The organism is Shewanella sp. TC10, from assembly GCF_009663145.1.
Taxonomy (GTDB): Bacteria; Pseudomonadota; Gammaproteobacteria; order Enterobacterales; family Shewanellaceae; genus Shewanella.
On sequence record NZ_VKHR01000002.1, the window covers coordinates 129,285 to 156,263 of the forward strand.

Annotated in this window: 22 protein-coding genes and 1 pseudogene; 11 read left to right on the forward strand and 12 right to left on the reverse strand. The window is 39.8% G+C overall.

Annotated features, from left to right (window positions below; genetic code table 11):
* Nucleotides 1-31 precede the first annotated feature (31 nt).
* Complete coding sequence (locus tag FNZ24_RS01260) at nt 32-1,240, forward strand: conjugal transfer protein TraF (protein WP_194944967.1); 1,209 nt, start codon at nt 32-34, stop codon at nt 1,238-1,240.
* 90 nt (nt 1,241-1,330) lie between these two features.
* On the opposite strand, the gene FNZ24_RS01265 is transcribed toward FNZ24_RS01260, so the two are convergent.
* The 5 genes from FNZ24_RS01265 to FNZ24_RS01285 form a co-directional block, all read right to left on the reverse strand.
* Nucleotides 1,331-2,077: a hypothetical protein gene (locus tag FNZ24_RS01265; RefSeq protein WP_194944968.1), complete on the reverse strand. Its 747-nt coding sequence runs from the start codon at nt 2,075-2,077 to the stop codon at nt 1,331-1,333.
* Nucleotides 2,078-2,127: 50 nt separating this feature from the next.
* The gene (locus FNZ24_RS01270) at nt 2,128-3,294 is read right to left on the reverse strand and encodes a BamA/TamA family outer membrane protein (protein ID WP_153912607.1); all 1,167 of its coding nucleotides are present in this window, start codon (nt 3,292-3,294) and stop codon (nt 2,128-2,130) included.
* 501 nt (nt 3,295-3,795) lie between these two features.
* The gene (locus FNZ24_RS01275) at nt 3,796-4,200 is read right to left on the reverse strand and encodes a hypothetical protein (protein WP_153912608.1); all 405 of its coding nucleotides are present in this window, start codon (nt 4,198-4,200) and stop codon (nt 3,796-3,798) included.
* A gap of 83 nt (nt 4,201-4,283) precedes the next feature.
* The gene (locus FNZ24_RS01280; protein ID WP_153912635.1) at nt 4,284-5,861 is read right to left on the reverse strand and encodes a hypothetical protein; all 1,578 of its coding nucleotides are present in this window, start codon (nt 5,859-5,861) and stop codon (nt 4,284-4,286) included.
* 266 nt (nt 5,862-6,127) lie between these two features.
* Nucleotides 6,128-7,918: a sensor domain-containing diguanylate cyclase gene (locus tag FNZ24_RS01285; protein WP_153912609.1), complete on the reverse strand. Its 1,791-nt coding sequence runs from the start codon at nt 7,916-7,918 to the stop codon at nt 6,128-6,130.
* A 467-nt stretch (nt 7,919-8,385) separates the two neighbouring features.
* Here FNZ24_RS01285 and FNZ24_RS01290 point away from each other — a divergent pair, with 467 nt between their 5' ends.
* Both FNZ24_RS01290 and FNZ24_RS01295 read left to right on the forward strand, forming a co-directional pair.
* Nucleotides 8,386-10,503 (forward strand): TonB-dependent receptor plug domain-containing protein, encoded by a 2,118-nt coding sequence (locus FNZ24_RS01290; protein WP_153912610.1) that lies wholly within the window; start codon nt 8,386-8,388, stop codon nt 10,501-10,503.
* The gene (locus tag FNZ24_RS01295) at nt 10,478-10,993 is read left to right on the forward strand and encodes a TlpA family protein disulfide reductase (RefSeq protein WP_194944969.1); all 516 of its coding nucleotides are present in this window, start codon (nt 10,478-10,480) and stop codon (nt 10,991-10,993) included. Before FNZ24_RS01290 ends, FNZ24_RS01295 begins: the two co-directional genes overlap by 26 nt.
* 152 nt (nt 10,994-11,145) lie before the next feature.
* Here the strand turns inward: FNZ24_RS01295 and FNZ24_RS01300 are convergent, their stop codons facing one another.
* A complete protein-coding gene (locus FNZ24_RS01300; RefSeq protein ID WP_153912612.1) occupies nt 11,146-11,298 on the reverse strand; it encodes a hypothetical protein in 153 nt (50 codons plus the stop codon).
* 592 nt (nt 11,299-11,890) lie between these two features.
* Between FNZ24_RS01300 and FNZ24_RS01305 the strand changes: the two genes are divergently transcribed.
* A complete protein-coding gene (locus FNZ24_RS01305) occupies nt 11,891-12,340 on the forward strand; it encodes a YHS domain-containing (seleno)protein (RefSeq protein ID WP_153912613.1) in 450 nt (149 codons plus the stop codon).
* A gap of 221 nt (nt 12,341-12,561) precedes the next feature.
* On the opposite strand, the gene FNZ24_RS01310 is transcribed toward FNZ24_RS01305, so the two are convergent.
* The 4 genes from FNZ24_RS01310 to FNZ24_RS01325 all read right to left on the reverse strand — a co-directional run bounded on the left by FNZ24_RS01310 (nt 12,562) and on the right by FNZ24_RS01325 (nt 17,717).
* Nucleotides 12,562-12,897 carry a hypothetical protein gene (locus FNZ24_RS01310; protein ID WP_228768332.1) on the reverse strand — a complete coding sequence of 112 codons (336 nt, stop codon included), beginning with the start codon at nt 12,895-12,897 and terminating at the stop codon, nt 12,562-12,564.
* Nucleotides 12,898-13,349: 452 nt separating this feature from the next.
* Entirely contained in the window at nt 13,350-14,210 is an 861-nt protein-coding gene (locus tag FNZ24_RS01315; RefSeq protein ID WP_153912615.1) for a tetratricopeptide repeat protein, read from the reverse strand.
* A gap of 305 nt (nt 14,211-14,515) precedes the next feature.
* Nucleotides 14,516-17,281 carry a heavy metal translocating P-type ATPase gene (locus FNZ24_RS01320; RefSeq protein WP_153912616.1) on the reverse strand — a complete coding sequence of 922 codons (2,766 nt, stop codon included), beginning with the start codon at nt 17,279-17,281 and terminating at the stop codon, nt 14,516-14,518.
* Nucleotides 17,271-17,717: a MerR family transcriptional regulator gene (locus FNZ24_RS01325; RefSeq protein ID WP_153912617.1), complete on the reverse strand. Its 447-nt coding sequence runs from the start codon at nt 17,715-17,717 to the stop codon at nt 17,271-17,273. The genes FNZ24_RS01320 and FNZ24_RS01325 overlap by 11 nt, the downstream gene beginning before the upstream one ends.
* Before the next feature lie 495 nt (nt 17,718-18,212).
* On the opposite strand from FNZ24_RS01325, the gene FNZ24_RS01330 reads away from it, so the two are divergent.
* Together FNZ24_RS01330 and FNZ24_RS01335 are read left to right on the forward strand one after the other, a co-directional pair.
* Nucleotides 18,213-19,187: a DUF1852 domain-containing protein gene (locus FNZ24_RS01330; RefSeq protein WP_153912618.1), complete on the forward strand. Its 975-nt coding sequence runs from the start codon at nt 18,213-18,215 to the stop codon at nt 19,185-19,187.
* Nucleotides 19,188-19,561: 374 nt separating this feature from the next.
* Entirely contained in the window at nt 19,562-20,599 is a 1,038-nt protein-coding gene (locus FNZ24_RS01335) for a methionine synthase (RefSeq protein ID WP_153912636.1), read from the forward strand.
* Nucleotides 20,600-20,752: 153 nt separating this feature from the next.
* On the opposite strand, the pseudogene FNZ24_RS21605 reads toward FNZ24_RS01335, so the two are convergent.
* Nucleotides 20,753-20,914 (reverse strand): annotated as a pseudogene (locus FNZ24_RS21605) (sulfite exporter TauE/SafE family protein); the annotation flags it as partial.
* Between the two features lie 541 nt (nt 20,915-21,455).
* Between FNZ24_RS21605 and FNZ24_RS01345 the strand changes: the two are divergent.
* Nucleotides 21,456-22,481, forward strand: a complete 1,026-nt coding sequence (locus FNZ24_RS01345; RefSeq protein WP_153912619.1) for a hypothetical protein — start codon at nt 21,456-21,458, stop codon at nt 22,479-22,481.
* A gap of 8 nt (nt 22,482-22,489) precedes the next feature.
* Nucleotides 22,490-23,596, forward strand: a complete 1,107-nt coding sequence (locus tag FNZ24_RS01350; protein ID WP_153912620.1) for an acyltransferase family protein — start codon at nt 22,490-22,492, stop codon at nt 23,594-23,596.
* Between the two features lie 432 nt (nt 23,597-24,028).
* Here FNZ24_RS01350 and FNZ24_RS01355 read toward each other — a convergent pair whose 3' ends face one another.
* Complete coding sequence (locus FNZ24_RS01355; RefSeq protein ID WP_228768333.1) at nt 24,029-24,769, reverse strand: zinc metallopeptidase; 741 nt, start codon at nt 24,767-24,769, stop codon at nt 24,029-24,031.
* 181 nt (nt 24,770-24,950) lie between these two features.
* Between FNZ24_RS01355 and FNZ24_RS01360 the strand changes: the two genes are divergently transcribed.
* The 3 genes from FNZ24_RS01360 (at nt 24,951) to FNZ24_RS01370 (ending at nt 26,946) form a co-directional block, all read left to right on the forward strand.
* Nucleotides 24,951-25,931: a nuclease-related domain-containing protein gene (locus tag FNZ24_RS01360; protein ID WP_153912621.1), complete on the forward strand. Its 981-nt coding sequence runs from the start codon at nt 24,951-24,953 to the stop codon at nt 25,929-25,931.
* Between the two features lie 19 nt (nt 25,932-25,950).
* Nucleotides 25,951-26,499: an excalibur calcium-binding domain-containing protein gene (locus tag FNZ24_RS01365; RefSeq protein WP_153912638.1), complete on the forward strand. Its 549-nt coding sequence runs from the start codon at nt 25,951-25,953 to the stop codon at nt 26,497-26,499.
* Nucleotides 26,500-26,562: 63 nt separating this feature from the next.
* A complete protein-coding gene (locus tag FNZ24_RS01370) occupies nt 26,563-26,946 on the forward strand; it encodes a hypothetical protein (RefSeq protein WP_153912622.1) in 384 nt (127 codons plus the stop codon).
* Nucleotides 26,947-26,979: the final 33 nt, after the last annotated feature.

A 26,979-nucleotide genomic window follows, 5' to 3' on the forward strand; every position in this document is an offset into this window, starting at 1 on the left:
ATATTTTATATCATAGTGTTACAGGATGAGAATGCTTAAAATAACTAAAAACAATGTGCTTAAATATTTACCTATTTGCATCGTTACCGCTTTTGCCACTTCAGCTCAAGCAAACAACCACAGTTTTGATGCTCGAGCACTTGCCATGGGTGGTGTTGGTGTAAGCACTGCAGATTACCTCACAGCCCCCTTTCATAACCCTGCATTAGCGGCCAATTTTAAAGATACTGACAATGTCGGTTTATTAATCCCATCACTGGGAGCACACGTTAATGATCCAAGCGATCTTATTGAGAATGTTGAAGATTTTTCTGATGTATATGATGATTTCAAGTTCTTGGAGAATCCCACTGAAGCCGACGCCCAAGTGGTGATTGATCAGCTCAAAAAGGTGCAAGGTAATTATGCACAAGTACAAGTAGGTACCCAGTTAGCTGTAGCCATTCCAACTAACCTTGTTGCGGTTAATTTATTTGTTCAAGCCTACGCAGACGCTCTCGTCTTTGCTGATATTACAGATGAAGATCTCGACCCAAGCAATATCATCAACCAAGATCTTAGCTCTCAAGCACTGACAATGGGTGTCATCGTATCTGAAGTAGGTGTTAGTTTAGCCAACTCCCATCAATATGAATCAGGTACCTTATTTTACGGCGCTTCACCTAAGTACCAAACCGTGAATACCATCAATTATATTACCGACATTGAAAACTTCGAATTTGATGATTGGGATGACGATCGTTACCAAAATGATGATAGTAACTTCAACTTAGATGTGGGTATCGCATTTCAACACAAGGATGGTTATGGCTTCGGCTTGGTGGGTAAAAACCTAATCAAAAATACTTACGACACTGAAATCATTGAAGGCGTATTAGGAAAGTACGAGCTCAGCCCTACTTATACTGTTAGTGCCAATTACCAAAACAGCTACTTAGTTGCCGCGCTAGATATTCAGCTTAATGAGTCTGAAGGTTACAGCGAGATCCGTGGAACGTCGAACCTGTTTGATGCAACGCAAGATAACCAACAAATTGCTGCTATTGGTATCGAATTTTTCCCAGATAGCTGGGTAAAGTTACGAACGGGTTATCAAATGGATTTAACTAACAATACTGACGACAGTATTACTGCGGGTATCGGGCTGTCGACCTTCAGCTTATTCCACTTCGACTTATCTGCAAGCTACAGCGACGAGAAGAATATGGGCTTTGCGATTCAAACTGGATTTACTTTCTAGTTCGATTACATAGTTCGTTCAAAAATAAGCTGATATTGCATCAGCTTATTTTTATCACAGCAAGCTTAAGCAAGAGTTAGTAGCAAGCAGTTATTGTGTCAGTCGCTCACATGTTGAGTGGTATTGATTAAGCTCAATTAACCCCTTAAGGATCAGGCCATGATAGCGAGCTCTGACTAATTGATAATCCATCTCTGGGGCGAAATAATAAGTGACTTCTTCAGCACCTGATTGCTCAACAGGAATTAAGGTCATTTCTCCCCATGGTTCAATCGTGGCTGTTATCGCAGCTTTTACATATAACTGATATGGCTCAACATCGTCTGAGGCTTGTCTGACTAACGCAAACTGGCTACGACCTTGCAGTAACAGCTGGCGCATTTGAATGGCTAAAGTATCGACATCTCTAAGCGGAATATGAGCAGACTTATAACGCTCTATATCGCCATCAATATCCACCTCGGACTCAAGGCCGTCCTCACTTAAAGACACTTTCATATCTCTGGCACGAAAACCGGTCACCAGTTGATGAAAATTATCGGTAACCCACTCATCGCGGGTATTAGACCAAGACAGTTCAGCCCGCTGATCGTATTGCGTGCCTATCCCTAAAATACTGGCTTTACTAGTAGAAGTAACAACAGCAGATTGGCCTTGCCAATTTTCCGTTCGATTCATGGTACCCGTGTGGATCCCACTCAAATAAATATCATAGTGAGAAGTACGGCTACACTGACTTTCTACAGCTTCATCCTGTTCAGATGCATTGGTGCAAAGTGGAAACAAGATAGCCACCAGCACTAATTTTACTGCTATTGTCAGTTTTAATACGCTCATTACTTCTCTGCTATTTCTATTACGTTCAAACACAATTTGAGTGATTTAGATTAAAAAACTTCATTCACATTAAGGTAGAAGTTAGTTTCGTTTTCGCCGACACCAACATCAAATCGTAAGTTGATATTGTCTTTAATTTTAAAGCGAAAGCCGGTGCCGTAAGATGCCAATAACTCATCTGTTAAGTCACTCACTGAAGGAGCGACACTGCCCACAGCGCCCCAAAATACCATGCCATAACGTTGGAAAATCGGTAAACGATACTCAACTTGGCCCATCATCATTTGCTCGTCACGGTAACGGCCTTTAATAAAACCGCGCATTGCGCTAGAGCCACCTAAGTCAGGTAACAAATTCCACGGCACATCGCCATTAGTAAAATGACCTTGCACTTGCCAAGCGATAAGACCAGGTGCATTACTTAAAATAGATGTAGAGCTTAAATCGATGTAGTTGGCAAGCTCAACATTGTAAGTTGAAAACGAAGAATACTCACTGTTTTGATATACGCCTGCATCAATTTGAAACAACCAACCTTTGGTGGCATTTAAACGATAATCGCGAGAATCATAAATACTGGTAACGACCACACCTGAGCTGAAGTTGCTCGGCAATAAGTTGTTCTCGTCAACCGGCTCACCCGTTTCAACTAACTCCAGTTTTTCAGCACTAGAATAAGTAAAATCCGCTCCAATACCTAAAAAGTAATTGTCAGCAATTTCTGTCATCCAACGAGGTTTAAAGCTATAAGCTTGCTCTTCATATTCATGGTGGTTGGCATCGATATTGCCATCTTCAATGCCTTGGCCATAGTAGACTGCAGCTTCATTGTATAGCTCTAAATCCAGTAACAGCCTTTGTTTGCCACCGTTGAAAAACGTCATGTTTTCAACTTCAATACCATAGGAGTTATTCATCGACACAAAAGAGTTCAGCACCAATGAAGAAGGCTGTTCTTCAGCAGTTGCGCCATCAGTTTTGTATAAACCCACCATCAGCAACCCAACGCCAAACTTTTTCTCAGGAGTGTAATACGCGGTTGGTAGATAGCTCATATCAATGGCTTTACTATCATCAAATTCACCATCAGCGCCGAACACCGACAATATATCATCGACCCAAGTCGGCTCCATATCTTCAGGGGTTTCAAACAAAGGCTCAACAGCGACAGCTGAACTTGAAAATGCCAACAAAGTGGAGAGTAAAATCCGTTTCATAAATGCTCTGATCCAGTAATGGAGGAAATGGTCTATATCGGTTGATAACTTGCGATGCGCATTCTACCACTACAATTGTTTTCAACAATTAAATTTATTTTAACCAAGGTATTAAATTGAGACGAATAAGTTGAGACGAATAAGTTGAGACGAATAAGTTGAGACGAATAAGTTGAGACGAATAAGTTGAGACGAATAAGTTGAGACGAATAAGTTGAGACAGATGAGTTGAGACGAATGAATTGAAAAGAAGGCTATAAATATAGATTTAAATTAATTTCAAGCGGATAAAAGCATTGCCAGTGCTTTAATCAGTAAATTGAAATTTAATCAGTAAATTGACATTTAATAACTAAATTTCCCCTAATAAAATCAGTAAATTGCCCCTAATAAAATCAGTAAATCATTGGCCTAAATCGCTTTTATTATAGCATTTTATAAAAGCGATATTTATCAAACCACATGCTTTATACCCATGTTACCTCAACATGCTTTGTTAACTTAAGCGAGCATAACAAAACGACTGACCAAGAAGGCTTTACCTTCTATCGTCCCTGAGACGACGACCCTAATTGCTCCACGGGGGCCCGAAATAATCTCCGCTTTTACTTTATGAGCGAGTTGATTTTCAATCACCTGCTCCCCATTGCCCACTAATTTCACTCTTGGATTGGGTAATAACTTAATCGCGAGATTATCGATATCAAATTCACTGTCGATGTGAATATCAAACTCAACCTTGCCATTATCTCCCTCAGCAACTGCCGGTAAGGTAAGCTCTACACCTTTCGGGAGGCTATTTTTGTGTTCATGAGAATGGCTGTGTGAATGACCGTGTGAGTGATCATCACAAGCCACAGAATAAAACGATAACAAACATAATAGAAAGGCTAATGTAGGTTTCATAATTCACTTCTTTAATAAAAAAGAGCAGTGTATGCCACTGCTCTATATTGCACTGTTTTATAGATAATCAGTACTTGTAACGCTTACTTCACGTTGACATAGACTGGGTTAGAGTAAAACCATACATCGCGATAAATCAGCTTATTAGCACGATCTTGGATTTGATGATCCGTTTCGTCTTCCTCTTTAACCATTGACTCCCACTTTTGTGGTTCACCATCAACAGTTAGACCTTCTTCATTGTAATCAAGTGCAGTTCCACGAAGACGGAAGTACTGATTCCCTTCTGCTGTGAACGTGTAAGACATGGCATAGTAGCCTTCTTCATCAAGCTGCCAATCTTGCTCGGTAAAACTGTTAATCACGCTAGCATCACTATTATCCGTGCTGTCATAGTTTTCAGAAAATGGATCAACAATACCCGTTATTGAACCTGCAATTAAATCAACATGATGCACACCTGGGTTAATTGCACTGCCGAAGATACCGTCACCGACAGTGATTTCTTGGTTGGTATATTCTGGGCTTTGGAAACGAATATCCACGGTGACCGTGTCACCTTTCGAGACAGCTAAGTCTTGCTGGCCCATGTATGCCGTTTGGCCATTGGCACTAATTGTGAATTCTAATGCGTTGATCAACTCACCTGTTACGCCAAACATTTCACCAGAGCGAAGCGCTTCAAGCACTGCTAACTCATCTTCACCTTCAGTGACATAGGCATAATTTTTAGAGTACTCACCAGGGAAGTAACCGCTGGTATATTCTCCACCATCACTGATTTTAAAGTGGTAATCAGAATTGGATACATTCCAAATTTGACGCCCTTCACTCAAAAGCGCATCCCACCAGCCGCCAACATGTGCAACCATAGGATCTGCACCGCCAAATAACCCAGCGCTGCCACCTTCATAATCACCACGAGCATAAGGGTGGAATTGTCCCCCGACCATGCCTTCCATTAAGAAGAAAATATCTGGGGCACTATTATTTAAGTCACGTACATCAGCCAGCGAATAGGTATTAGCATATCGACGAGGGTGATTCAACATGCCGTAGCTGGTTGTAGGGTAGTTTTCTTGCAGCCAAGTTAACGCTTTAGCGGCATCAGCTTCGGTGTTATAGCGCTCAATACCTTGCTCAGTCCAGCGGGCAACATCTTGAGGATCGAAATGCTCTAAACCGTTTTCATTACTGAACTTATATTCAAATAACTTCACAGCTTCGATAATGTCATCTTGCTCTTCTGGCGTACCGATAATACCAATGTTGTAATGTTCAAAGCCTGGGAAGTCCCACTCAAATGTAGTGGTAATGATCTTGTCTTGATAATAACGATTTTGCAGCGAACGAATTTCTGGAAGCTCATACTGCTGCAAGCGATCAGCATAAAGTACTTCACCAATATCGTTATCCTGGTGGTCGTTACCACGCACTCTCATGTGATTTGAAAAAAACACGTAGTCGATATCGAACTCATCAAATGCATGATAAAGAATGTTCACCATGGTATCGCGAGCGTCATTAGAAACAGCACTATGAACATGTAGATCGCCCACAAGCCACTGGCCATTTCTTTCTTCAACAACAGTTTCATCGTCAGAGTCTGATGAGCAACCCGCTAAAAGAGCCATTGATACGCACAATGCGCTAAGTTTCATTTTCACTTGAGTTTTCCTATTACGGCTAAAAGTCGGGCAAGGCTAATTCTCAAATATGAAAGATTTGCTTAGAATTTATTAAGCATTAATGACACAAGGATATTTCAACATACTGATAATAAACAATATATATTTACGCACATTGATTACCACCATTGTTTGCATTTTGGCACAATCAAGCTAACCGACTAGCTACAAAAAACTCACAAGATACAGCATAGATTTAAGATAACTAAAACCCATCGTTTAGAAGTATTACAGATAAACTAACTTACTATTTTGACTTGATTTTTACCATCATGCTTAGCAATATAAAGCGCTCTATCGGCACTTTTTACCAATGATTCTATTGTGTCTTGGTAAGTGGGTGAGAGCTCAAACTTACCCGCGACAGTGCCTGCAACACCAATACTCGCAGTCAAAAGCAGCTCACTGTTTAACGTAGAGAACGAGATATTTTCGACGGTTTCTCTGATATGCTCAGCTTGCATAATTGCGCCATCCCGTGAGGTATTGGGTAAAAAAACAATAAACTCTTCTCCTCCCCAACGTGCCGCAATATCACCTTCACGACAACTATCGGCAATGGCTTTTGCTACCAGCTTGAGGACTTCATCACCAATATTGTGACCGTAGGTATCATTAACTTGTTTAAAGTAATCAATGTCGATGAGCGCTATTGAAACATTGTGCTGGTCCTCAATAATATCTTGCCACTTAGACTCAGTGAGTTCTTTAAATCCGCGGCGATTATTAAGCTCAGTCAATGGATCAGTGCGAGCGTACTTTTCGGCAATCAGTTTATCAATCTGCGCCATTCTGAACTGTCTTGCTAGAATCGATGCCAGTAAAATCGCTTCAAAAGCCATCCCTACTTCGATCGCTTTAAAGGTGTAATCGTTATATGGCACTAACACACCAGCAACAGCCAAAGTCGAAATAGTAATACATACTGCGGCGGTCACTGACGACAAAACAAATATCACCGCAAAAGGCTTTTGGGCTTGCAGTGCTTTAACGCCCATTGCAATAAATAACATTACAAAGCAGGTGTTCAATATAAACGCCAAGATCATCGAAAAGAATAAATGATTAAATACAAAACCAACAAACATACCTAAAGGAATGTACAGAGTGGTGCGCAGTACAAACCTATCTAGCTTAGGCGCGTAATCCTTAGTGTGTAATAGCGCACGAGCAAAATGTAGACCAGCCACGCTATAGGTGATCATTAAAAAGATATCGAGCCAATCTTGAAAATATGCTCCAAAATCATAGGTGATAATAGTGTGTAGCTGCCCGGTATAGGACAAGCTATTTAGCACAAAACCCAGTAGGTACAGGCCGTAAAGTCCATATTCCCGCTGACGAATAAACCCAAACAACACCAAATTATAAAGTGCCAACGCCAACATAATCCCGTATAGCGCACCATATTGATATCCACTAGCAATATCTCGATGTATTGCTTGTTCAACTGAGCTAAATTGTACCGGCAGAGCCATCGGCCCCTTGGTTTCTACTCGCATTATCACTTCAGTCTGACCAGTTAAGTACTCATGCTCAAAAGCATAAAAACGATATTGCATCGGTCTTGACTCAAAAGGATATCCATCGCCACCAGCGATGTGCTTAACCATTTTCCCATCTTGAATAAGCCAAGTATCAATGTAATCAATCCAAGGAGTTTCGACAGATAAACGATAATGTTGAGCCAATGGGGAGCGATTGTTAATGGTGAATTTCATCCAAACAGGTGCAACATCAATCCCTAACGAAATTGAGTTACTTGTGCCATGTAACAATTTATTGGATGCAAAGACTTTTAGCGCGGCTTCGAGCGATAACTTATTATCTTGCTCTCTGAAGTATTCAGTGTGTTTTCCTAAGCTACCTTGGGTGAATTTTGGAATATCAATGGTCTCAGCAAAAAGTGAACCACTAACAAACAGAAAGAGCATTGCAAAAATAGATGAGATCGCTAATTTCAGGCGCGAAAAAATACCGCAGCCAGATCCCCTGTAAGACTTACTATTTGCTCTGGTTCGCTTAAACATAAAAAAACAAATGCTAAATTATTGTTATATTTTCAATGGTAACACCGAACCAATAAATCTTCGATAGATGCATGTTTTAATTGAAGAACAGGCCGTTCGCAATAACTCCACTTAAAATTTAAACGCAATATTATTACGGACTTCCCGTTTTTCAAGGCTGATAGTTGCACGTATAAAACACTACTTTTAACTTACCAAACAGCACAATAACGACAAAAGCCTTACCCTTACCAACAAAACATGTCATCAAAGTGATTTTCACCGCAAAATTAATTCCCACTTTTATTGATCTAGATCAGCTAAAACCCCCTGCTAATTGTCAGCTTTGTGCGCAAGCCCACACAACAAGTAAATAACAATCATTATCATTTGCGTTATCAACATTGAAACCATACCATCCCAGTAAACCTAACAAGCTCAACATAAAACCAACAAGTACCACACTAACCTTGACAAAAGTTGACAATATGAAGCATTCAATTTTAGCAGCGGCAGTGCTCAGTGCACTCACCTTCTCGACCCAAGCTGAAACAACAGCGACCCAAGATGAAATCGAAAAAATTGAGGTAAGAGGCGTCCGTCAAAAACTTCAGCAAGATGGCAGATTGAAAGATGTCATCCAAAAAACTGAAGTGTTAGATGAGTTAATGATCCAAAACAAGAATGCACTTAGCTTAACGGATGCTATTAACAATGAGCCCGGCGTTAATGTATCCAATGAGTGCTCAATGTGTGGTGTTAAGCGTATTATGCTCAATGGTATGAAAGGCGAACACACCACTATCCTAGTAGATGGTCTACCAACCCATACTATGATCTCTGGTTACTATGCAGTCGACGCTATCTCAACAACTGGTGTTGATCGCATTGAAATTGCTCGTGGCGCAGGTGCTTCACTGATTGCACCAGAAGCAATCGGCGGCACTGTCAATATTGTCACTAAGCAAGCGTACGAAAGTGAAGTTTCGGTTGATATCGCTAAAGGATCGCACGATTTTACTGCAATGAAAGGTATGGCAACGGGTATTTCTGAAGACGGTAAAACCGGTATTACCTTGATTGGTCAATATGATAAACAAGATCAAGAAGACCATGACGATAATGGTGTGAGTGAAGCACCTTTTCAAGAAAACTACACTATCAGTTCTCTAGTCAGCCACGATTTAAATGATTCAAACAATGTCCATCTTCGTATTGCTAAAGTACGTAGCGAAGTGTTTGGCGGCCCAGTAATTGGCGATAATGTGGGTTCGATTTCAGAAGCCATTAGCAGCTACGATGGCATTGAATCTGACAGCTTGTTCGTCGGTGATGATGTCCGAAACGAATACATTGGTAAAGCGTGGGAAACCACTGAGTGGATTGAAACCAATCGTGACGAAGCTTACATCAAGCTACTTAGTGAGTTATCAGATTACACCACATCTGAATTTGCAGTCAGCTATGCCAAACATAAGCAAGACTCATTTTATGAAGGCATAGATTACCGCGCAGAAGACACCATGTACTATGCTCGTGCTAAGTTCGATACAGAACTTAACGACAGCCACTTTTTAACTTACGGCGCCGATGTCCGTACTGAAGAAATGCGTTCACATACTGATGCACTGCATGAAGTTGAAGCCTATGTCAGTGACTCATTCGATTATGACGTTGCAGGCATATTCATCCAAGATACATGGACGCCAACTGATGATATAGAAATTGCGATGGCGCTTCGTGTTGATAAAGTCACTGCTGATTTCGTTGATGAGAAAAAGCCTGGCACTGAAATCGATGAAACCTTTGTCGCACCTCGCGTCGATATGCGTTATTTCCATAGCGACACATGGACTTCTCGCCTGTCTGCAGGTCGCGGTTACCGCGCACCACTATCTTTCTTTGAAACTGACCACGGTATTCTAGATTCTGAAAAAGGTTACTTAATTGAAGTCGATTCTTTAGAAGAATCAATTTCAGCTAACTATGCTTTAAGCTATGATGCAGGCACCTTAACGGGCACTTTCTCAATCGCTCACTCAAACGTGCAAAACCTAGCATCGCTTGAGGAAAATGAAGACGGTGTACCTGTTCTGTCACAACTTGATGAAGATGCATCAGTGACCACAGTAGATTTAGTCGCAGGTTACAGCCTGACAGATGAGTTAACCGTAAACGGTAGTCTTGAATATTTTGATTACAACGATGTGTTCCGCTCATCTTATTCTATTGCACCTGTAGAAACGCGTGCAGGTATTGAACTTGAATATAAAACCGATGACTTAACAGTATATTGGAACACGACTTGGTTCGGCGAGCGTGACTTAACCGAATATGGCTATGAAGGCTACGACATCAAAGGTGACCCTAGCTCACTTAAAAGCCAAGATGCACCAGCCTTTACCGTTTCGGAAATTAAAGTGCAGTACAGCCTGACCAATAACATCAAAGTCTATGGCGGCTTATCTAATATCTTTGACTACACCCAAATAGAAGAAGGTGAATCACCACTGTTTTATGATGCAGATGGCGGCTACGATGTGGCTTACATCTATGGTCCACTTCACGGTCGTGAATTCTATGTTGGCATTGAAGGCAAACTTTAACTGCCTAGTGCTACTGGCAACCCTTGTTGTCAGTGGCATTGCTAGTGCAGAATCAAACAGCGCAGAGCTTTCTGTGGCGCAAATCAAATTAAAGGATTTGCGCACCAGTCAATCCTCGGTGAGTTACCATGCTGAAAAACCTACCGTGTTGATGTACTTTCAGCCAGATTGCAGTTGGTGCAAAAAGCAGGGCAAAATTATCACCGAGTTATTAGGCGAATGTGGCAATAGCGTGCACTTTACTCTAGTCGGCGATAAAGGCTCTAAAAGCCAACTCAAACGCGAATTACGTCATTTTTCCGCCGATATACCCTCTAAGCAAAGCAATAAAATGTTTGTACGTAAAAGCGGTGGCGTGAAAGGCTTCCCAACCACTTTAGTACTTGATACCCAAGGACATGTATTGGCTAAACGCCGTGGTTTTACTGATGAAGCAATGCTGCGCAAGTTAACCAACGAGCTCAGTGAAGGACAATGCGCATTGCAATGACATGACATTGAATAGGTATGAAGTTAGTTACAAAAAATTCACTATTTTTGTGAGATTGTTAGCTTAGTCCAATATCTAAGATACCTTAGAAGATGCAGTCCATTAACGCCAAACTAGAATACTGTCGCGCATAAGTTAATGAACATAAAAATTTAATTTTGTTCATAATTATCTGAATTCAGTATTGGCTCACGCAGTCCAATATTCAGGTAAAAAAGCACAGAGGCGACCAAGCCTAAAATACCAAAGCTTGCTAAGACAAATACACTCAAGAACTCTACTATTGGAGGGATGGTAGCATCCATAATTCATTCCTTTAAAAGCAATATTCAAAACATCGTGACCAATAAACGATGATTGCTAGTACTCACTTTCTGGCAGACTCATTCGTTTAACTTGGCATGATTATGTCTAAACTCAATAGGTAAAGATGTGTACGATTAAAATGTAAATGTGTGCTTTAAAGCAGTGGTTGTGAAACGTAGATTTTTGCAGTTAAAGGCAGGGGAAACTTATCACCGAGTTTTTAGGCAAATGTGGCAATAGCGTGCACTTTACTCTAGTCGGCGATAAAGGCTCTAAAAGCCAACTCAAATGCGAATTACCTCATTTTTCCGCCGATATACCCTCTAAGCAAAGCGACGCGGTTTTACCTCTGAAACCATGTTACGCAGATTAACCAGCTAGCTCAGCCAAGGTGAATATGCATTACAATAAATAAACTTACATCACCTTAAATACTATCTATCCCTACCTTTACTATGTCATTCATTAATATTCGCTCAAGTGAAATGATTTCTAGCTTCACTAGGTCTCATTAAAAAAGACAATGTATCAAATGGCTGAACTCATTCGCTAGCGATGCAATAACGAGGGGTTACCTTCAAGGGACTTGAAATGAAAGCACTGATAAGACTAATACTGCCACTTTTATTGGCTTTTACTATGCTAGGCTGCACCAGCTTAGGCAATCAACCTGTTTATAATGAGGGTGGTTATGCTGTCACAGGCTATGATGTTGTAGCTTATTTTACTGAAAATAAAGCCGTTAAAGGCAGCGCAGAGTTTCAAGCTGAATATCAAGGTTCACAATGGTTATTTGCCAGCAAAGAACATTTAGCCAAATTTGAGCAATCCCCTGAGCGTTATGCCCCGCAATACGGCGGTTATTGTGCCTATGCCATGAGCAGCGGCTTTGTCGTCAGCAGTGACCCACTCGCTTTTACCGTATTTGATGACAAGCTTTATTTAAACTACAGCTTGAGCGTAAGAGAAAACTGGTTAGAAAATAGAGACCAATTTATTGAAGAAGCCGATGGATATTGGCTTAAGAAGACCAGTCAGTAGCTTGAGAAAAAGTAGCTTTAGAAAAATGACCAAAACTTGATAGTTCATATATAAAAGGGTGGTTGAATATTTCTATTCAACCACCCTTTTACTGAGTCGATATCGCTGAACTGCTATTAACTGCAACTTATTTAAAAATAATCCTATGCAAGTGCGCAGACCCTAATAAGCCAGTTTTATAAAAATATATCGTCAGAAAATGCTAGCGAATAAATGAATAGCTACTTAACCCAGCGCAATATTTCATTAGATTGCATTAACGCATACTGCCTTTTAGTTAAACTGCCTGCTGGTTCAAACATTAACAATTCCGCAGGTCTCGCTTGGTATTTGGCAATAAACTGATCACCCTCTGGCGTGCCTATTCTCGCAATCAAAAACGATACATCTTCGCCCAAGGTCGCACGCGCCGCATTCATTTGCTCAGTCTGGCTGTTACTTACCGCAAGATTAGGATCATAAACAAATACTAATACGGGTTTACCAGAACCGATATCCTCATGAGTAGTTTTAAAGCCTTTTGGCAATACACTGAATACCACTGCAATTAAAATCACAATCGAAGCAATGACTCCTAGCGCAACCAAAGGCTTACGAGACTTAGCTGTGGCGGCTGAATGATTAGTATCCTTGATAACAAATCCCTCTTCACTGGTAAAAATACGATAAAAGTTAATTGTAATAAATGTATCTGAGAATTAGCTTAAAAGAGAAGTAATATTCTCAGTTGAAACGTCATACTCAACCTAAGCACTCTTTAGTAACAATTTTGCCATTAAAGAGAGCTAATTTGGGAGGTGCCATTCGTAATATAAATGGCCTTAAATTTTTTAGCTAAATGTTATTGCATAACCATCTGAAAATATTAACCAATATTGAACCGCAAAAACATAAATTAAAATTCAGTCACTACAAGCAAAGTTTTAGTCAACTCAATAAAAAACCACTTGAAGCTTCTATGCCTCAAGTGGTTGTATGGTTGCGTATCAATAATTGAATATGAAGGGAATTACTGTAAACGGAATGTTTGAGCAATTAATCCCCAATCCGAAAGCAATACATCTCTGATCCGTTCACCATCTTGCTCACTACTACATGCCCACAAATCAGCACATGTCATGCCTGCTATATTAGTCCCTGTGCCTTTTTTAGTATCCGGTCTTTGATTATTCAATACTGCAATTCTTTTATTAAATAAGCCTTCAAATGATTCAGTAGTGACTGTAATTGTTTCCATTTCATTTTTAGGGAATTTAATTTGATCGTTTCCATTTTCATTTAATAATACCAGGTTATCTTTTTCAACCATGGCAAATAAATTATCTAATGGTAGGTCTTTAGATTTAGGGTGGCTGTATAGAAGTTCCGCATAATCTATTGCCACTGAGTTATCAGACTCATAAGCTAATGAAAGTAGCTCATCAGCAGCTTTTAAATCTTTATCAACAAAGCTTCCTGTTAGGTAAATTTTACCCAATAACAAAGATGAAGGAGAAAAGCCTCTGTTTGACGCATATTGTAAGAAATCGATCCCCTCCTCTATATCTTCAAGTTCAGGATCTTGCAGATAAATGACTCCAGCCTTATGCTTTGCTGACATTACGCCATATTTACCTGCTCGTCGAAACCATTTTAAAGCTTTTTTATTATTTTTCTCAGTACCATAACCTGCATAATAAAACTCACCCAATGTTGCCATCGCTTCTGAATGGCCTCGCTTCGTCAATAGTCGGTAAGCTTTAAAGTATTCTTTGCAATTATCGGTGTGGCATTCTTTTAATTGATTATCGCTTGCTAGCACATTAAAAGTAAGCATAGGTAAACAAGCTAGAATTGCAGTTATCACCTTTGTACAAGATTTAATATTCATGATTATAAATTCCTTTTTTAACCTTTGAATAGATACTCTTATCTATCTAATAAATCCTGTCCATAGTACAAAACGACTATATTACACAATTTATAAAACTGATATCTTCGCCCCCATAATCACTCACAAAAAAACACCATCATCAATAACGAATCTACTTTCACACCTAAATGCCTTTGTTCACTCCACGAAAACATCAACAAGCCTAATATCAGTAGAGCTTATCGGCTTTTATTGCCCCAAAACCACCATACGATCAAGATAATCAAGCTGATACCGATTAAATTTATCCACATATTAGCCTCCTAATGTTTTTGCGCTGTTGAATTGGGCGAATAAAAACGTAAGCGATTAGCATTGGTGACAACTGTAATTGATGACAACGACATCGCAGCGCCCGCTATGATTGGACTGAGTAACCAGCCTGTTATCGGGAATAGCACCCCTGCGGCAATTGGGATCCCTATGGAGTTATAAATAAAGGCTCCCCAAAGGTTTTGCTTAATATTCTTTATCGTAGCCTCACTGATTTGAATCACATCTGAAATGCCATGAAGTGAGTTGCGCATTAAGGTGATATCGGCACTTTCGATAGCCACATCAGTCCCACCACCAATGGCAAAACCCACATCAGACTGTGCCAATGCTGGCGCATCATTAATACCATCGCCAACCATCGCAACCACCCTGCCCTGGGCCTGGAATTGCTTGATCCAGTCAAGTTTCGCCTCTGGCATCAGCTCAGCATAATATTCATCAACCTTGGTTTTTTCCGCCACGGCTTTCGCTGTATGAGTATTGTCACCTGTTAACATGACCACTTTTATTCCATGACGATGAAAACGAGCAATAGCATCAACAGCATCTTCGCGGATAGGATCGCTAATACCAAAGATGGCTTTTAGCTGTTTATCCACAGCCACGTAAACGACTGTGTTAGCGGATTTTTCCCATTTCAATGCAAGCTCATCGGCTTGCTCTATCGCAACTCCAAATTGCTTTAGTAACTTTGCATTACCAAGAAGAATTAAACTGTTGGAGTATTTAGCCTTAACTCCCATCCCAGTCAAAGATTCAAAGTCACTCACTAGCAGTTTACTTGTTGCATTGTTACTTAACTCAGATGAATGTTGCTTCGCGTAATTCATTAATGCATGGGCAAGAGGATGATTTGCGCCTTTTTCTATCGCCCCAACCATGTCGAGTAAATTATCTTCATTAGAAAAAGTCTGATAATGAGTAACTTGTGGCTTACCTTGGGTAATTGTTCCGGTTTTATCTAGCAGCACGGTATCGATTTCACTTGCTCGCTGCAGTGCTTCACCATTTCTTATTAAGCCACCAAACTCAGCCGCTTTACCTACACCAATCATGGTTGAAATAGGAGTGGCTAGTCCTAATGCACAAGGACAAGCAATAATAAGCACTGAAGTCGCCGCCACAATCATATGAATAAGCGTTGGTTGAGGGCCAAAGTTATACCAAGCTAAAGCGGTAACGACAGATATAATCATTACAGTTGGGACAAATATCGCTGACACCTTATCGGCTAGATGACTAATTGGCGGCTTAGAGCTTTGAGCATTAGACACCATACTAATGATCTGTGACAACACAGTATCTGCTCCTACTTTTTGCACCTCAAAAGTAAAGCTACCTTGGCCATTAATCGTGCCTGCAGAAACTGTATCACCCACTTGTTTTTCTACAGATATAGGCTCTCCTGTGAGCATAGACTCATCAATGGTTGTTTTCCCTTCAATAACGACCCCATCAACAGGAATTTTCTCTCCAGCACGAACTCGAATACGATCACCAATGACCACTTGCTCAACTGGGATAGACTGTTCACCATCCGCCCTGATCACTACCGCGGTTTTAACTTTTAAATCCAGTAACCTCTTAATCGCTTCAGAGGTTCTCCCCCGCGCTTTCAGCTCTAATGCTTGACCAAGATTAATCAGCCCAATAATCATAGCGGTGGCTTCAAAATATAAATGCTTCGCACTCTCTGGGAGCCATTGATGCCCTAGAACAACAACCATTGAATATATCCAAGCCGTGCCTGTACCTATTGCAATTAGGGTGTCCATATTGGCATTTCTATGTACCAAAGCCTTCCAAGCACCAGTAAAGAAATGTCGCCCAGCAAACCAAAGAATAAGGAAAGTCATTCCCCCCACTCCGAGCCAAACCACTTGCTCAAGTGCAGTATTTACATGCATTGGCCCACCTAATAGGCCATAAATCATTAACGGAACACCTAACCCAAGCCCTACAATGCTTTGATTAATTTTACGTTTATATTCTTTCCGCTCTCGCTGTTCCTTCTCCTCGTGAGCATTATCTTGATTAAGAATTTCAGTGGCGTCATAACCCGCCTCTTGAATAACTGTAATTAGATTTTCAGCGGGTTGCTGACTGTTTATCGTTGCAGTTCTATTAGCAAAATTAATGTTAATCGCATCACTAGCCACTAAGGTTTTGAGCGCTGTTTCAATTGAATTTACACAACTTGCACAAGTCACCCCAATGAGAGCAAGGGAAACCATTTTTGCTTGAGATGGTTCAGTTGGTTTTAACGCTTTCGGAGTGACTAATTGCTCAGGAGTAGGCGCTGAATCATAATTAGCTGATGCTAATTCGGTGTTTGCGCTTAATGTAGCAGCGCCGCTATAACCCAATGATGCCAATACCGTTTCTATTTCTTGTGCCGATACAGCCGACTTAACAAAGACTTGTTGCAAGCTAATATCGACAGTAACTTCTGCATGACTATCAAGTGCCACTAATTCGTTAGTTATTTTGGTTACACACTTTTGGCAAGACACATTCGCCGTTGTCGTTTGGTATGCTTTAACCTTAGATAAGGCAGCTTGATAACCAGCACCGGATATCACCTCAATTGCCAGCTCTGCGGTCAAAGTTGTTGTCAGTTCGGCCCTATCTTTAGCACCATTTACATTGACCACGATATTAGCATCATGGTTTTTTAGCGCAGTCGTCATTTTGGCAACGCACTTACCGCAAGATAATCCATTGAGTTGCAGAGAAAATTGATTAGTTGTCATTAGGTTTCTCCTTAGTGAAATTAACTTGATGTTTATCAGACCAGTCTTCAATGAGGCAGCAAATAGACTTACCATTTGGCGTCTTGTCGGGCTCAAGTTGCCACTGTGCATAAGTCTCTTCCATTAACACTAAGTGTTGTTGGTATTGCTCGATTTTATGCTTTGTCTCAACGATTTTGTTATTCAGCATTTCCCTGACTGTAGGACAAGGTGATTTACCATTGCTTGAAGAATCAATAATTTCTTCAATTTGCTTCAAACTAAATCCAATATTGCGAGCATGAGTAATAAACATCAGCTTATCAGCCGCCGCTTGGTCATAAATTTTGTATCCATTGCTTGGATCTCTACTCGCGTTAATGAGCCCTTTTCGAGTATAAAAGCGCACAGTTTCAGGAGTCACTCCAACTAAATTTGCAATTTCTGTCGTCAGCATTTTTATTCTCCTTCACGCTTAAATAACTCTAAATAAGTCGTATCTATACAAACCGTTTAATTCACAATCAGATTAATATTGTTGAATCTCATTTCATCTTAAAACCTATGTGTAGCACACAGGTCAAATTATTTTTTGATATTTACTAAATAAACCACATTGAGGAATGATTCCCCTGTAAAAAGAGGTCAATAAATTATGAATTAAGAAAATAAATAAAAAATAACTCGCCAGCAAACTCATAATTTAAATCAAAAAATTAATAAAACCTGAGTCGACGCTAGCACTTCCTTCTCCTAGAAAACTCAACATGAACAACGCTCATGTTGCTGCGGAAATTTAATCAATTTTCATCAAGTAATGAAACACGTATAAATCAAACACAGTTTAGAAATACTTGAAACGACTTATTGGGCGTTATCAGAAGGCAGCAAAATGCTAAAAGAAATAGCCAATATTCAGCTTTGATTACACAAGATGGGATACCAGAACATCATGAATAACGAATTTACTTTTACGATTAAAAACATCTGTCTCAATGAGAACTACCAGCCGTCAGACAGTACCCGTATTACCACTAACTTTGCTAATTTGGCTAGAGGCGAAAGCCGCCAACAGAACTTACGTAATGCGTTAAAGATGATTGATAATAGTTTTAATGCGTTAGCTTATTGGGACAATCCAAAAGCTGATCGTTACTCAGTTGAACTTGAAATTGTCTCTGTTGATATGGAAATTGAAAACAGTGGCCAGACGTTTCCTTCCATTGAAGTATTAAAAACCCATATTATTGATCATCAAACTAACGAGCGTATTGAAGGCATAGTCGGCAATAACTTCTCATCTTATGTGCGAGATTATGACTTTAGCGTATTACTGTATGAGCATAATAAAGGCCAAAGCCAATTTAGCATTCCTGATACCTTCGGTGACTTACACGGCAAACTGTTCAAGTATTTTGTTAATTCAGACACCTATAAACAGCACTTTAAAAAAACACCCGTAATATGCCTGAGTGTCTCAGATAACAAAACCTATCAGCGCACGGGCAATCAACATCCATTATTGGGATATGAGTACCAACCAAATGAGTCGTCGTTAACCGAGCAATATTTCAAAAAAATGGGTCTACAAGTGCGCTATTTTATGCCGCCTAAAAGTGTGGCGCCTTTAGCATTCTATTTCTTTGGAGACTTACTCAATGATTACAGCAACCTTGAGTTAATCAGCACCATCAGCACCATGGAGACGTTTCAAAAGATATACCGTCCTGAAATTTATAACGCTAATGCAGTCGCTGGTAACTGTTATCAACCTAACTTGAGTAATCAAGATCACTCATTAACTCAAATTGTTTATGACCGAGATGAGCGCAGTAAATTAGCCATTAAACAGGGTAAGTTTGCTGAGGAGTACTTCATCAAACCGTATCAAGCCATTTTAGAGCAATGGTCTGCTAGGGCCTGTTGATCTTCGCTGGTTAAGTTTTGTTCGAAATAAAAGCGTTTTAATCGAGGCGGATGAATTGATGCCTAGTCATCTAAGCAAAGTTCATTCAACAAAGAGTAAAACGCTTTTAGTCGAACCCTTCGGGCAGAGTTTGTTGGTCATTTTTACTGCGTTATCGACTTTTTATGTAGAATAACTACACCACAAAGTCTCTGCCTTGTACAAATGACCAACAATTCGCTGCAAAAACAACCTCGAAAGATCAACAGGCCCTAACCACTCACTTTAATCAGCAGCGCTAATAGCAAGTGCATAAATATCAAGCACATGAATAAAAAAGCGCAATCAAAACACTTTTAGCAAAACGGACAGCAGCACTTATGACGACAAATACAGTGAAACCATTACTGCCAACTTCAACGGCTGGTAGCTTACCTAAACCTTCATGGCTGGCAGAACCTGAAGCGCTTTGGTCACCGTGGAAATTACAGGGTAAAGAGTTGATTGACGGTAAGCACGATGCGCTGCGTTTATCACTGCATGAGCAACAACAAGCTGGCATTGATATCGTCAGCGATGGTGAGCAGACTCGCCAACACTTTGTTACCACCTTTATTGAGCACCTAACGGGTGTGGATTTTGAAAAGCGTAAAACCATTAAAATTCGTGACCGTTATGACGCCAGCGTTCCAACAGTAGTCGGTGCGGTTTCTCGGCCAAAGTCTGTGTTTGTTGAAGACGCAAAAATACTGCGAAAACAAACTAATCAACCCATCAAATGGGCACTACCCGGCCCTATGACCATGATTGACACTCTTTATGATGCCCATTATCAAAGCCGTGAAAAACTGGCTTGGGAGTTTGCCAAAATTCTTAACCAAGAAGCCAAAGAATTAGAGGCTGCAGGCGTTGATATTATTCAATTTGATGAGCCTGCATTTAATGTATTTTTTGACGAAGTAAATGAATGGGGGATCGCTTGTTTAGAGCGAGCCATTGAAGGGCTTAAATGTGAAACAGCGGTGCATATTTGCTATGGCTACGGCATTAAAGCCAACACTGATTGGAAAAAGACCTTAGGTACTGAGTGGCGTCAATATGAGCAAGCTTTCCCTAAGTTACAACAATCTAATATCGATATTATTTCGCTTGAATGTCACAACTCCCATGTGCCCATCGAACTACTTGAGTTAATTCGTGGTAAAAAAGTGATGGTGGGCGCTATTGATGTCGCCACTAACAGCATTGAAACACCAGAAGAAGTCGCCAACACCTTACGTGAAGCCCTTAAATACGTGGATGCTGACAAACTGTACCCATGCACTAATTGCGGCATGGCACCGTTATCCCGTGATGTCGCACGAGGGAAGTTACAAGCATTAACAGCAGGAGCTGACATTGTTCGACAAGAGCTCTTGATGAGGGAACGATAAAAGCATAAACCCAGTGTTAGAAAGGTTAATGGCAAGTGCTCAACCGGAGCACTTGTCCAATCCTCCTAAAGTGAAACACCATAGTGAGAAGCTAAACAGACAGCTAACTAGGAAGTTACATAGAATGCCTGAATAGCAAGCTATATAAACATGCTATAGAAAAGGTTGTATCAACATACGTAACCCCGTAAAGAGTAATACCAAAGCAAAGATCTTCTTCAATTTAGCAGCATCCAGTTTTGCCCCGAGCGATGCACCAACCGGCGCAAATAATACTGTCAAAGGGACAATACACATAAAGCCGAATAGGTTAACTAACTCCGTACACACTCAGAACAGCAATGAATTTTACATTTTGGCGCAAGATAAATCGCTGTAGAGAAAGGCTTCTTACCAGGACTTTATGTTTCTAGCCTTAATCATTTCAGCGTGGCGGAGTAATGCGTCGTTCTCTGCGACATATACAAAAATACAATAGCAATAATGAGATAGCTTGAAAGAGTTTGCTCTGTCCTCATTTATTCCCAACTTATTCTTTTTTAAAATTTCGTCCCCTTTAATCAATGAATCAAGACATAGATATAAAATTTGTTAGGAAAGGAAAATGCCGCAATATTTTGCGTTGCCACTCACCTTGTGACAGTTACTCATTTGATGCTGCAAAGACACAAATTTGTAAGAGTGTTTGATATGCACACTGTGAACAGATGCTAAAACAATTGTTAAGAAATAGTAATGACCAAAAACAAAAAAATGGTAGACTGACAGTAAGTATTCTTTTTTGTAAGTAAGCAACTCAAATGTCATTGAGCTCTTTTAAGAAGTTATTTTCCCTGAAAATAAAAGGATTTTTTTAATGTCAGCGATTTCACACTCTTCTTTTAGAAATCCTCAATTTGATGTATTTTTTATCTTACTATTGCCTATATTTGCTATTGCAGTTGCAGCTATAGCTAACGCCTCCTCAATTTTGTATAACCTTATATTTTCATTAAATATATTTTTCTTAGGTTATCATCACGTCATTTCAACCTATACAAGGCTAGGCATATCACAATTAAGTGATTCAGAAACGCGATTTTTGACCTTAGTTTTACCATTCATTGTAATAGCTTTTGTTTTTACATGTATTTATATTAACTCTGCATGGCTAATATCAACTATATACCTACATTGGCAATGGTGGCATTACACACGGCAAAGCGAAGGCGTGTCAAAAGCCATACGATATAAAATCCAAAGCAGTGAAGGCGGCAATGAACTATTTAATCGAATAGTATTTTATGCAGTACCTATAGCTGCTTTCTCATTCATGTCAGCAAGGAATCCAAATACGTTCTTATTTATGGAGGTAAGAACTCTTCCAATATCTATGTCTGTTGCTATCGCATTAGTTTGTATGGCAATTATTCTTCAGTGTATATGGCTCTATAACCAAATTGGAGCTCTTCGTAGCGGTAAATTAAAACCAAGACATTTTGGGTATTTACTAAGCCACCAAACAATATACTGGGTAGCTTATGCTTTATTCATCGATATTAATGTTGGTTGGCTTGCTATCAACATATGGCATAACTCTCAATATATTTCTTTTGTATGGCATTACAACTCACAGAAATTTCGAAAAGGATTTGATAAACACCACCCTGTTATTTCTTGGTTAAGCCAGCAAGGATATCTAAGAGTTTTTTGTTATTTCTCCGTTTCTATTCTCGTTACTTATTTCTTTTACTCTGGGATAGATTGGTCTATCAAGCAGCTTTCTCCTTACACATCATTACCTTTAATTGTCATTGCTTACCAAAGTATTAATTTCCATCACTATATCGTAGATACATGTATCTGGAAGCTTAGAAAAAAGTCCATACGTGAAAACATATAGGCTAATAATTGATTATTACAAATACGCCTAAGATGATTGAATCCCTTTCTGGAATAAGAGCTCTAGCAATTATACTAGTTTTGTTTCGTCATGGAGTTAAAGGAGCTTTAGAAAAGTTCAATATTAATATCGACTCTCCTTTTGTGATTTTCATGATTAATGGTTGGAGCGGTGTAGATTTGTTTTTTGTATTAAGCGGTTTTTTAATTGGTTACCATTTGCACAACCGATGGCCTAGCAAATCTTCAAACTTCGAGAACTTCATAAGAAGCTACGTCTATAAGCGGTGTATTAGAATTCTGCCAGTATACTATGCTTCTATTGGCATCGTACTGTTACTGCCTGCAAGTATATATAGTATAAATAGCCATAATATTACCTATGATCTAGCTATTCACAGCGTATTTTTACAAGATTACTTAGGCTCTAACTTTATTGTATCCCTGTGGAGCCTGGCTTCTGAAATTAAGTTTTATATTTTGGCCCCCTTCATCATTTATTGCTTTTTAAAAGTTAACAATAAACTCCTGTTGATAATAGCTTTAACCATTATTTGTTTAATACTTTACAGCCAATATATAGCTCTTACTGAAGAGCTCGACTTCATTTCATATAGCCACTTTTTTTGGGAGTTCAGAGCACCATTTCATTACGCTTTTTTGGGGCTTTTTATAGGTATAATACTGGCTACCTTCTATACCAGAGGTGGAATTCCCTTATGGATAAAAAATGAAGGAAATATCGTCGTTCTTTTTTCTCTAGCATCACTTATCTTTATATTATCCTCGCAAAGCTATGCTAGTGATAATGCTAACTGGACTCTTACTATCTTCATAATTGCAATATCTATCGCCTTATATAGCTTATTAATCCTCGGAGCTATCTACTCTAAAAGCGTAATCAATAAAATTCTAAGCTCAAAAATAAGTCACTTCATCTCAAAGATTTCATATCCACTTTACGCTATTCATATGGTCGTTATCCCCTGTAGTCTTAAGTTTTCGAACTCAATATTGCAATTCATAGTAATTTATATTTTATCGAGTGTATTAAGTGCATATATTTTACACATTTGTATTGAAAATCCTTTGATGAAACTCAAGAAAAATTTTTAAATGATCGGGCTATATCCTAAATAGTAACTGTCATATGCGTAGTGGTTCTTAAACAGTCTTTGACTTTATTAAGTAAACAACTAGCAGTGATAAAGCAGATGTTTTTATCAAAATCACTACACTAAAACACATAGCTCGAAAGCCTATTGTGGCTGATGAAATTAGTTTTATAAGGGAGTTGCAATCTGACGGTAAAATGAAGTGGTATGATTCTGTGAGATGTTTATTCAGCCCTAACTTTCTAACTTACTTTTGAAGACAGAAAGTCATGGTGCTTCGCCCACGCCAGACGAAAGAGAAGCATTTAACTAGCAGATCCATTTGAGATAGCTTGAAAGGTTTACTCTGACCCACCTATTTTTCGAAAACCTCTTTCTTTAACTAACTAGCCGAGCACACCCCTGACACTTGGCGCTCCGTCGATAAAAGCTATTAGCGACGCAATACCGCTATCCAGCGGCCAAGATTGAGTAAGCTGGCCAGCGAGCCAGCCACGTAGGTTAGCGCCGCTGCCTTGAGGATCTTCTCCGCATGTTTTAGGTCACCGTCGTGCAGGTAGTTACCCTCTTTTAATATGGGAAGCGCCTTGCCATAACTGGCGTCGAACTCCACCGGCAAGGTCACCAAATGCACAACAGTGCTCAGCCCCATCGACAGCACGCCGATTAATATGGTCAATGCGCCAGCCTGCGGTATACGGGTAAGCATTAAGACCACTGGCGCCGCGAACATCATTATGCCTGCAATACGCTCACCGACCATAGCGGCTTTAGCCAACTTCTGTCGCATCAAAAACAAAGACTCGCCACGAGAATCCTGCAGAGCATGCCCAACCTCGTGGGCAGCGACAGTCACAGCAGTCAGGGAATGACCGGAATAGTTATCTGGCGAAAGGCGAACAGTCTTAGCGGTGGGATCATAATGATCACCGTCAGGCGTCTCTTCAACCTTAACGTCATTTAGGCCAAAACGATCTAGAATATGGCGAGCAAATTCACCTCCGCTACCTTGCTGACGGTAGCGATCAGCAGGCTGTTGAAACTTGCTCATGATGTGCTTAACCCACAAGCCTGGCAAGAAAACACAGCCCGCAATGACAATAATTAGAATGATCCATAGCATGCGAACCAGTATGCCATAAACCTTGGTATAACTCTCAAGGCTTTTACTCAAAGCCGTTATCCGTTACGCGAAACCTTTAACCATGAATGTGTGTAGTTGAGGATGATTTTATTAACGGTTTAAATTGACTGCTATTTTCTACAAATTCAATCAATAATAATAGCTTTATCAATCTATAACTGTTTATTATGGTAGTTATTTTTATCAAGTTATGAATGGATGCTGTTGATAAATGATACTCAAAACTAAAACCCTGCAAAATACGGTTTCACCACAAGCTATTGCTGGTCAAAAGCAAGAGCAAAACGTGGCCTTCTTTTTACGCCGAGCCTTTAAAGACAACCCCGAAATTCTGGTCATCAATGATCTCAAATTCACTTTTAATGATGAAACTGCCCAAATCGATCACTTGATCATATACCCCTATGGCTTTGTGCTCGTTGAATCAAAAAGTATTAAAGGCAATGTGAAGGTTAATAAACAAGGTGAATGGACTCGAAGCTTTAATCAAAAATGGTCAGGCATGCCATCACCGATTAAACAAGTAGAGCAGCAACAGATCTTGTTGACAGAACTACTCACCCATCATAAAGGTGAAATACTTGGGAAAATGTTTGGAATACAGCAAGGTATTAAAGGTCGTTGTTGGGAGCATCTATGCGTAGTATCTAGTACCGCAGTCATTGATCGTAAAACCATGCCCAAAGCCGTATCAGAACAATTAGTCAAAACTGAGTTCTTAGTCGATAAGCTTCTTAAAATGATGAAGCTAGGAAATAAGCTTTTGCGCAAAGTGAATGTCTATGACACCCGACCTTACTTTAACCAGCAAGAACTCGACTCCATAGGTAACTTCTTACTCAGTCAGCATATTGATATCAGTAACCACATTAATAGCAATAAACAAACCACATCAAGTCCAACAGCTGAAGTAGTCACCCCAATACCACAGCCTCAAGTTCCAAATGTCTATCAAGAGGCTCAACCCATTCCTCAAGTAAAACTAAGCTGTAAACATTGTGGTGAATCAACAAACTACATCCCAATGTACGGTAAGTTCGGTTATTACATTAATTGTAATCAATGCACTAAAAATACGCCCATGAAGCAAGCCTGCCCCATGTGCCACAGCAAAAATACCAAAGTACAAAAGCGCAAAGAGACTTACACCTTGAATTGCCAAGATTGTAGTTATAGTCAGCAGATTATCTAAGGAATAGACATTGAACAACATGGAAAAAGGCAAACTTGTTCGCTGGAACGCCGACAAAGGCTTTGGTTTTATCAAACCTGATTCAACAGCTAATAAAGATATATTTATTCATATATCGATACTCAAACACATGGCAAGAAAACCAGTCGTTGGCGACCAAATCAACTACTTTTCAGAGACTCAAAGCGATGGCAAAGTCAAAGCCATAAAAGCCAATATTGAAGGTGTCGCAGTCATCTCTAGCCGCAAATCCAATAGTGCTTATCACCGACAAGACAATAACAAATCAAAAAGCGGCATGCTTATTCCTCTCTTAGTCATATTAGCCCTCGGTATATTTGGATTTCAGAAGTATAAAGAAATGACCGCAACGCCAGTACTGACAAACCAAGACGTTGAGCAAATGCAGTTTAAGCCAGTACAGAATTTCCGTTGTGAGGCAGGCAAAACCCACTGTAGCCATATGCGGTCATGTGATGAGGCAATGTATTACAACAAGTACTGCCCTGACACTAAAATGGACGGTGATAGAGATGGAATACCCTGTGAAAGACAGTGGTGTAACTAATGCTTAAAGGTCAGGATAAAGTTTACTCTGACCCTTTTATTACAAAAATAAGGATATTTAACGGTGAGAAACCTACTGACTATTTCACTATCTCTAATGCTGGTAGCATGTGCTGCCCCCAACAGAACCGATACTGATGAATTCTTTGTTGTCGCTTCAGGTAGTGTCAATGTAGATAAAGTCCCGTATTTTCTTGATTGCTTAACAGATGGTTTTAACAAATCTCACTGGGGACTTACCAATTTTGAGGTTCGCCAATCAACACGAGCATCTGGTTACCGTGTTGAAACATATACAGGCACATTAAACTACCTATTAGTTAGTGCTGACGTCTTCAGTGACGGTAAAGTAGTGCTGCATGAAAGTAACTCTGCAGCATTGATTAATACCAATGGTGAGAAAGAAACCTTTAAAAACTGTTTAGTACAGTTAGCAGAAAGTGTTTAAATCAACTGAGTGTTAAATGAACCTATCTAAATT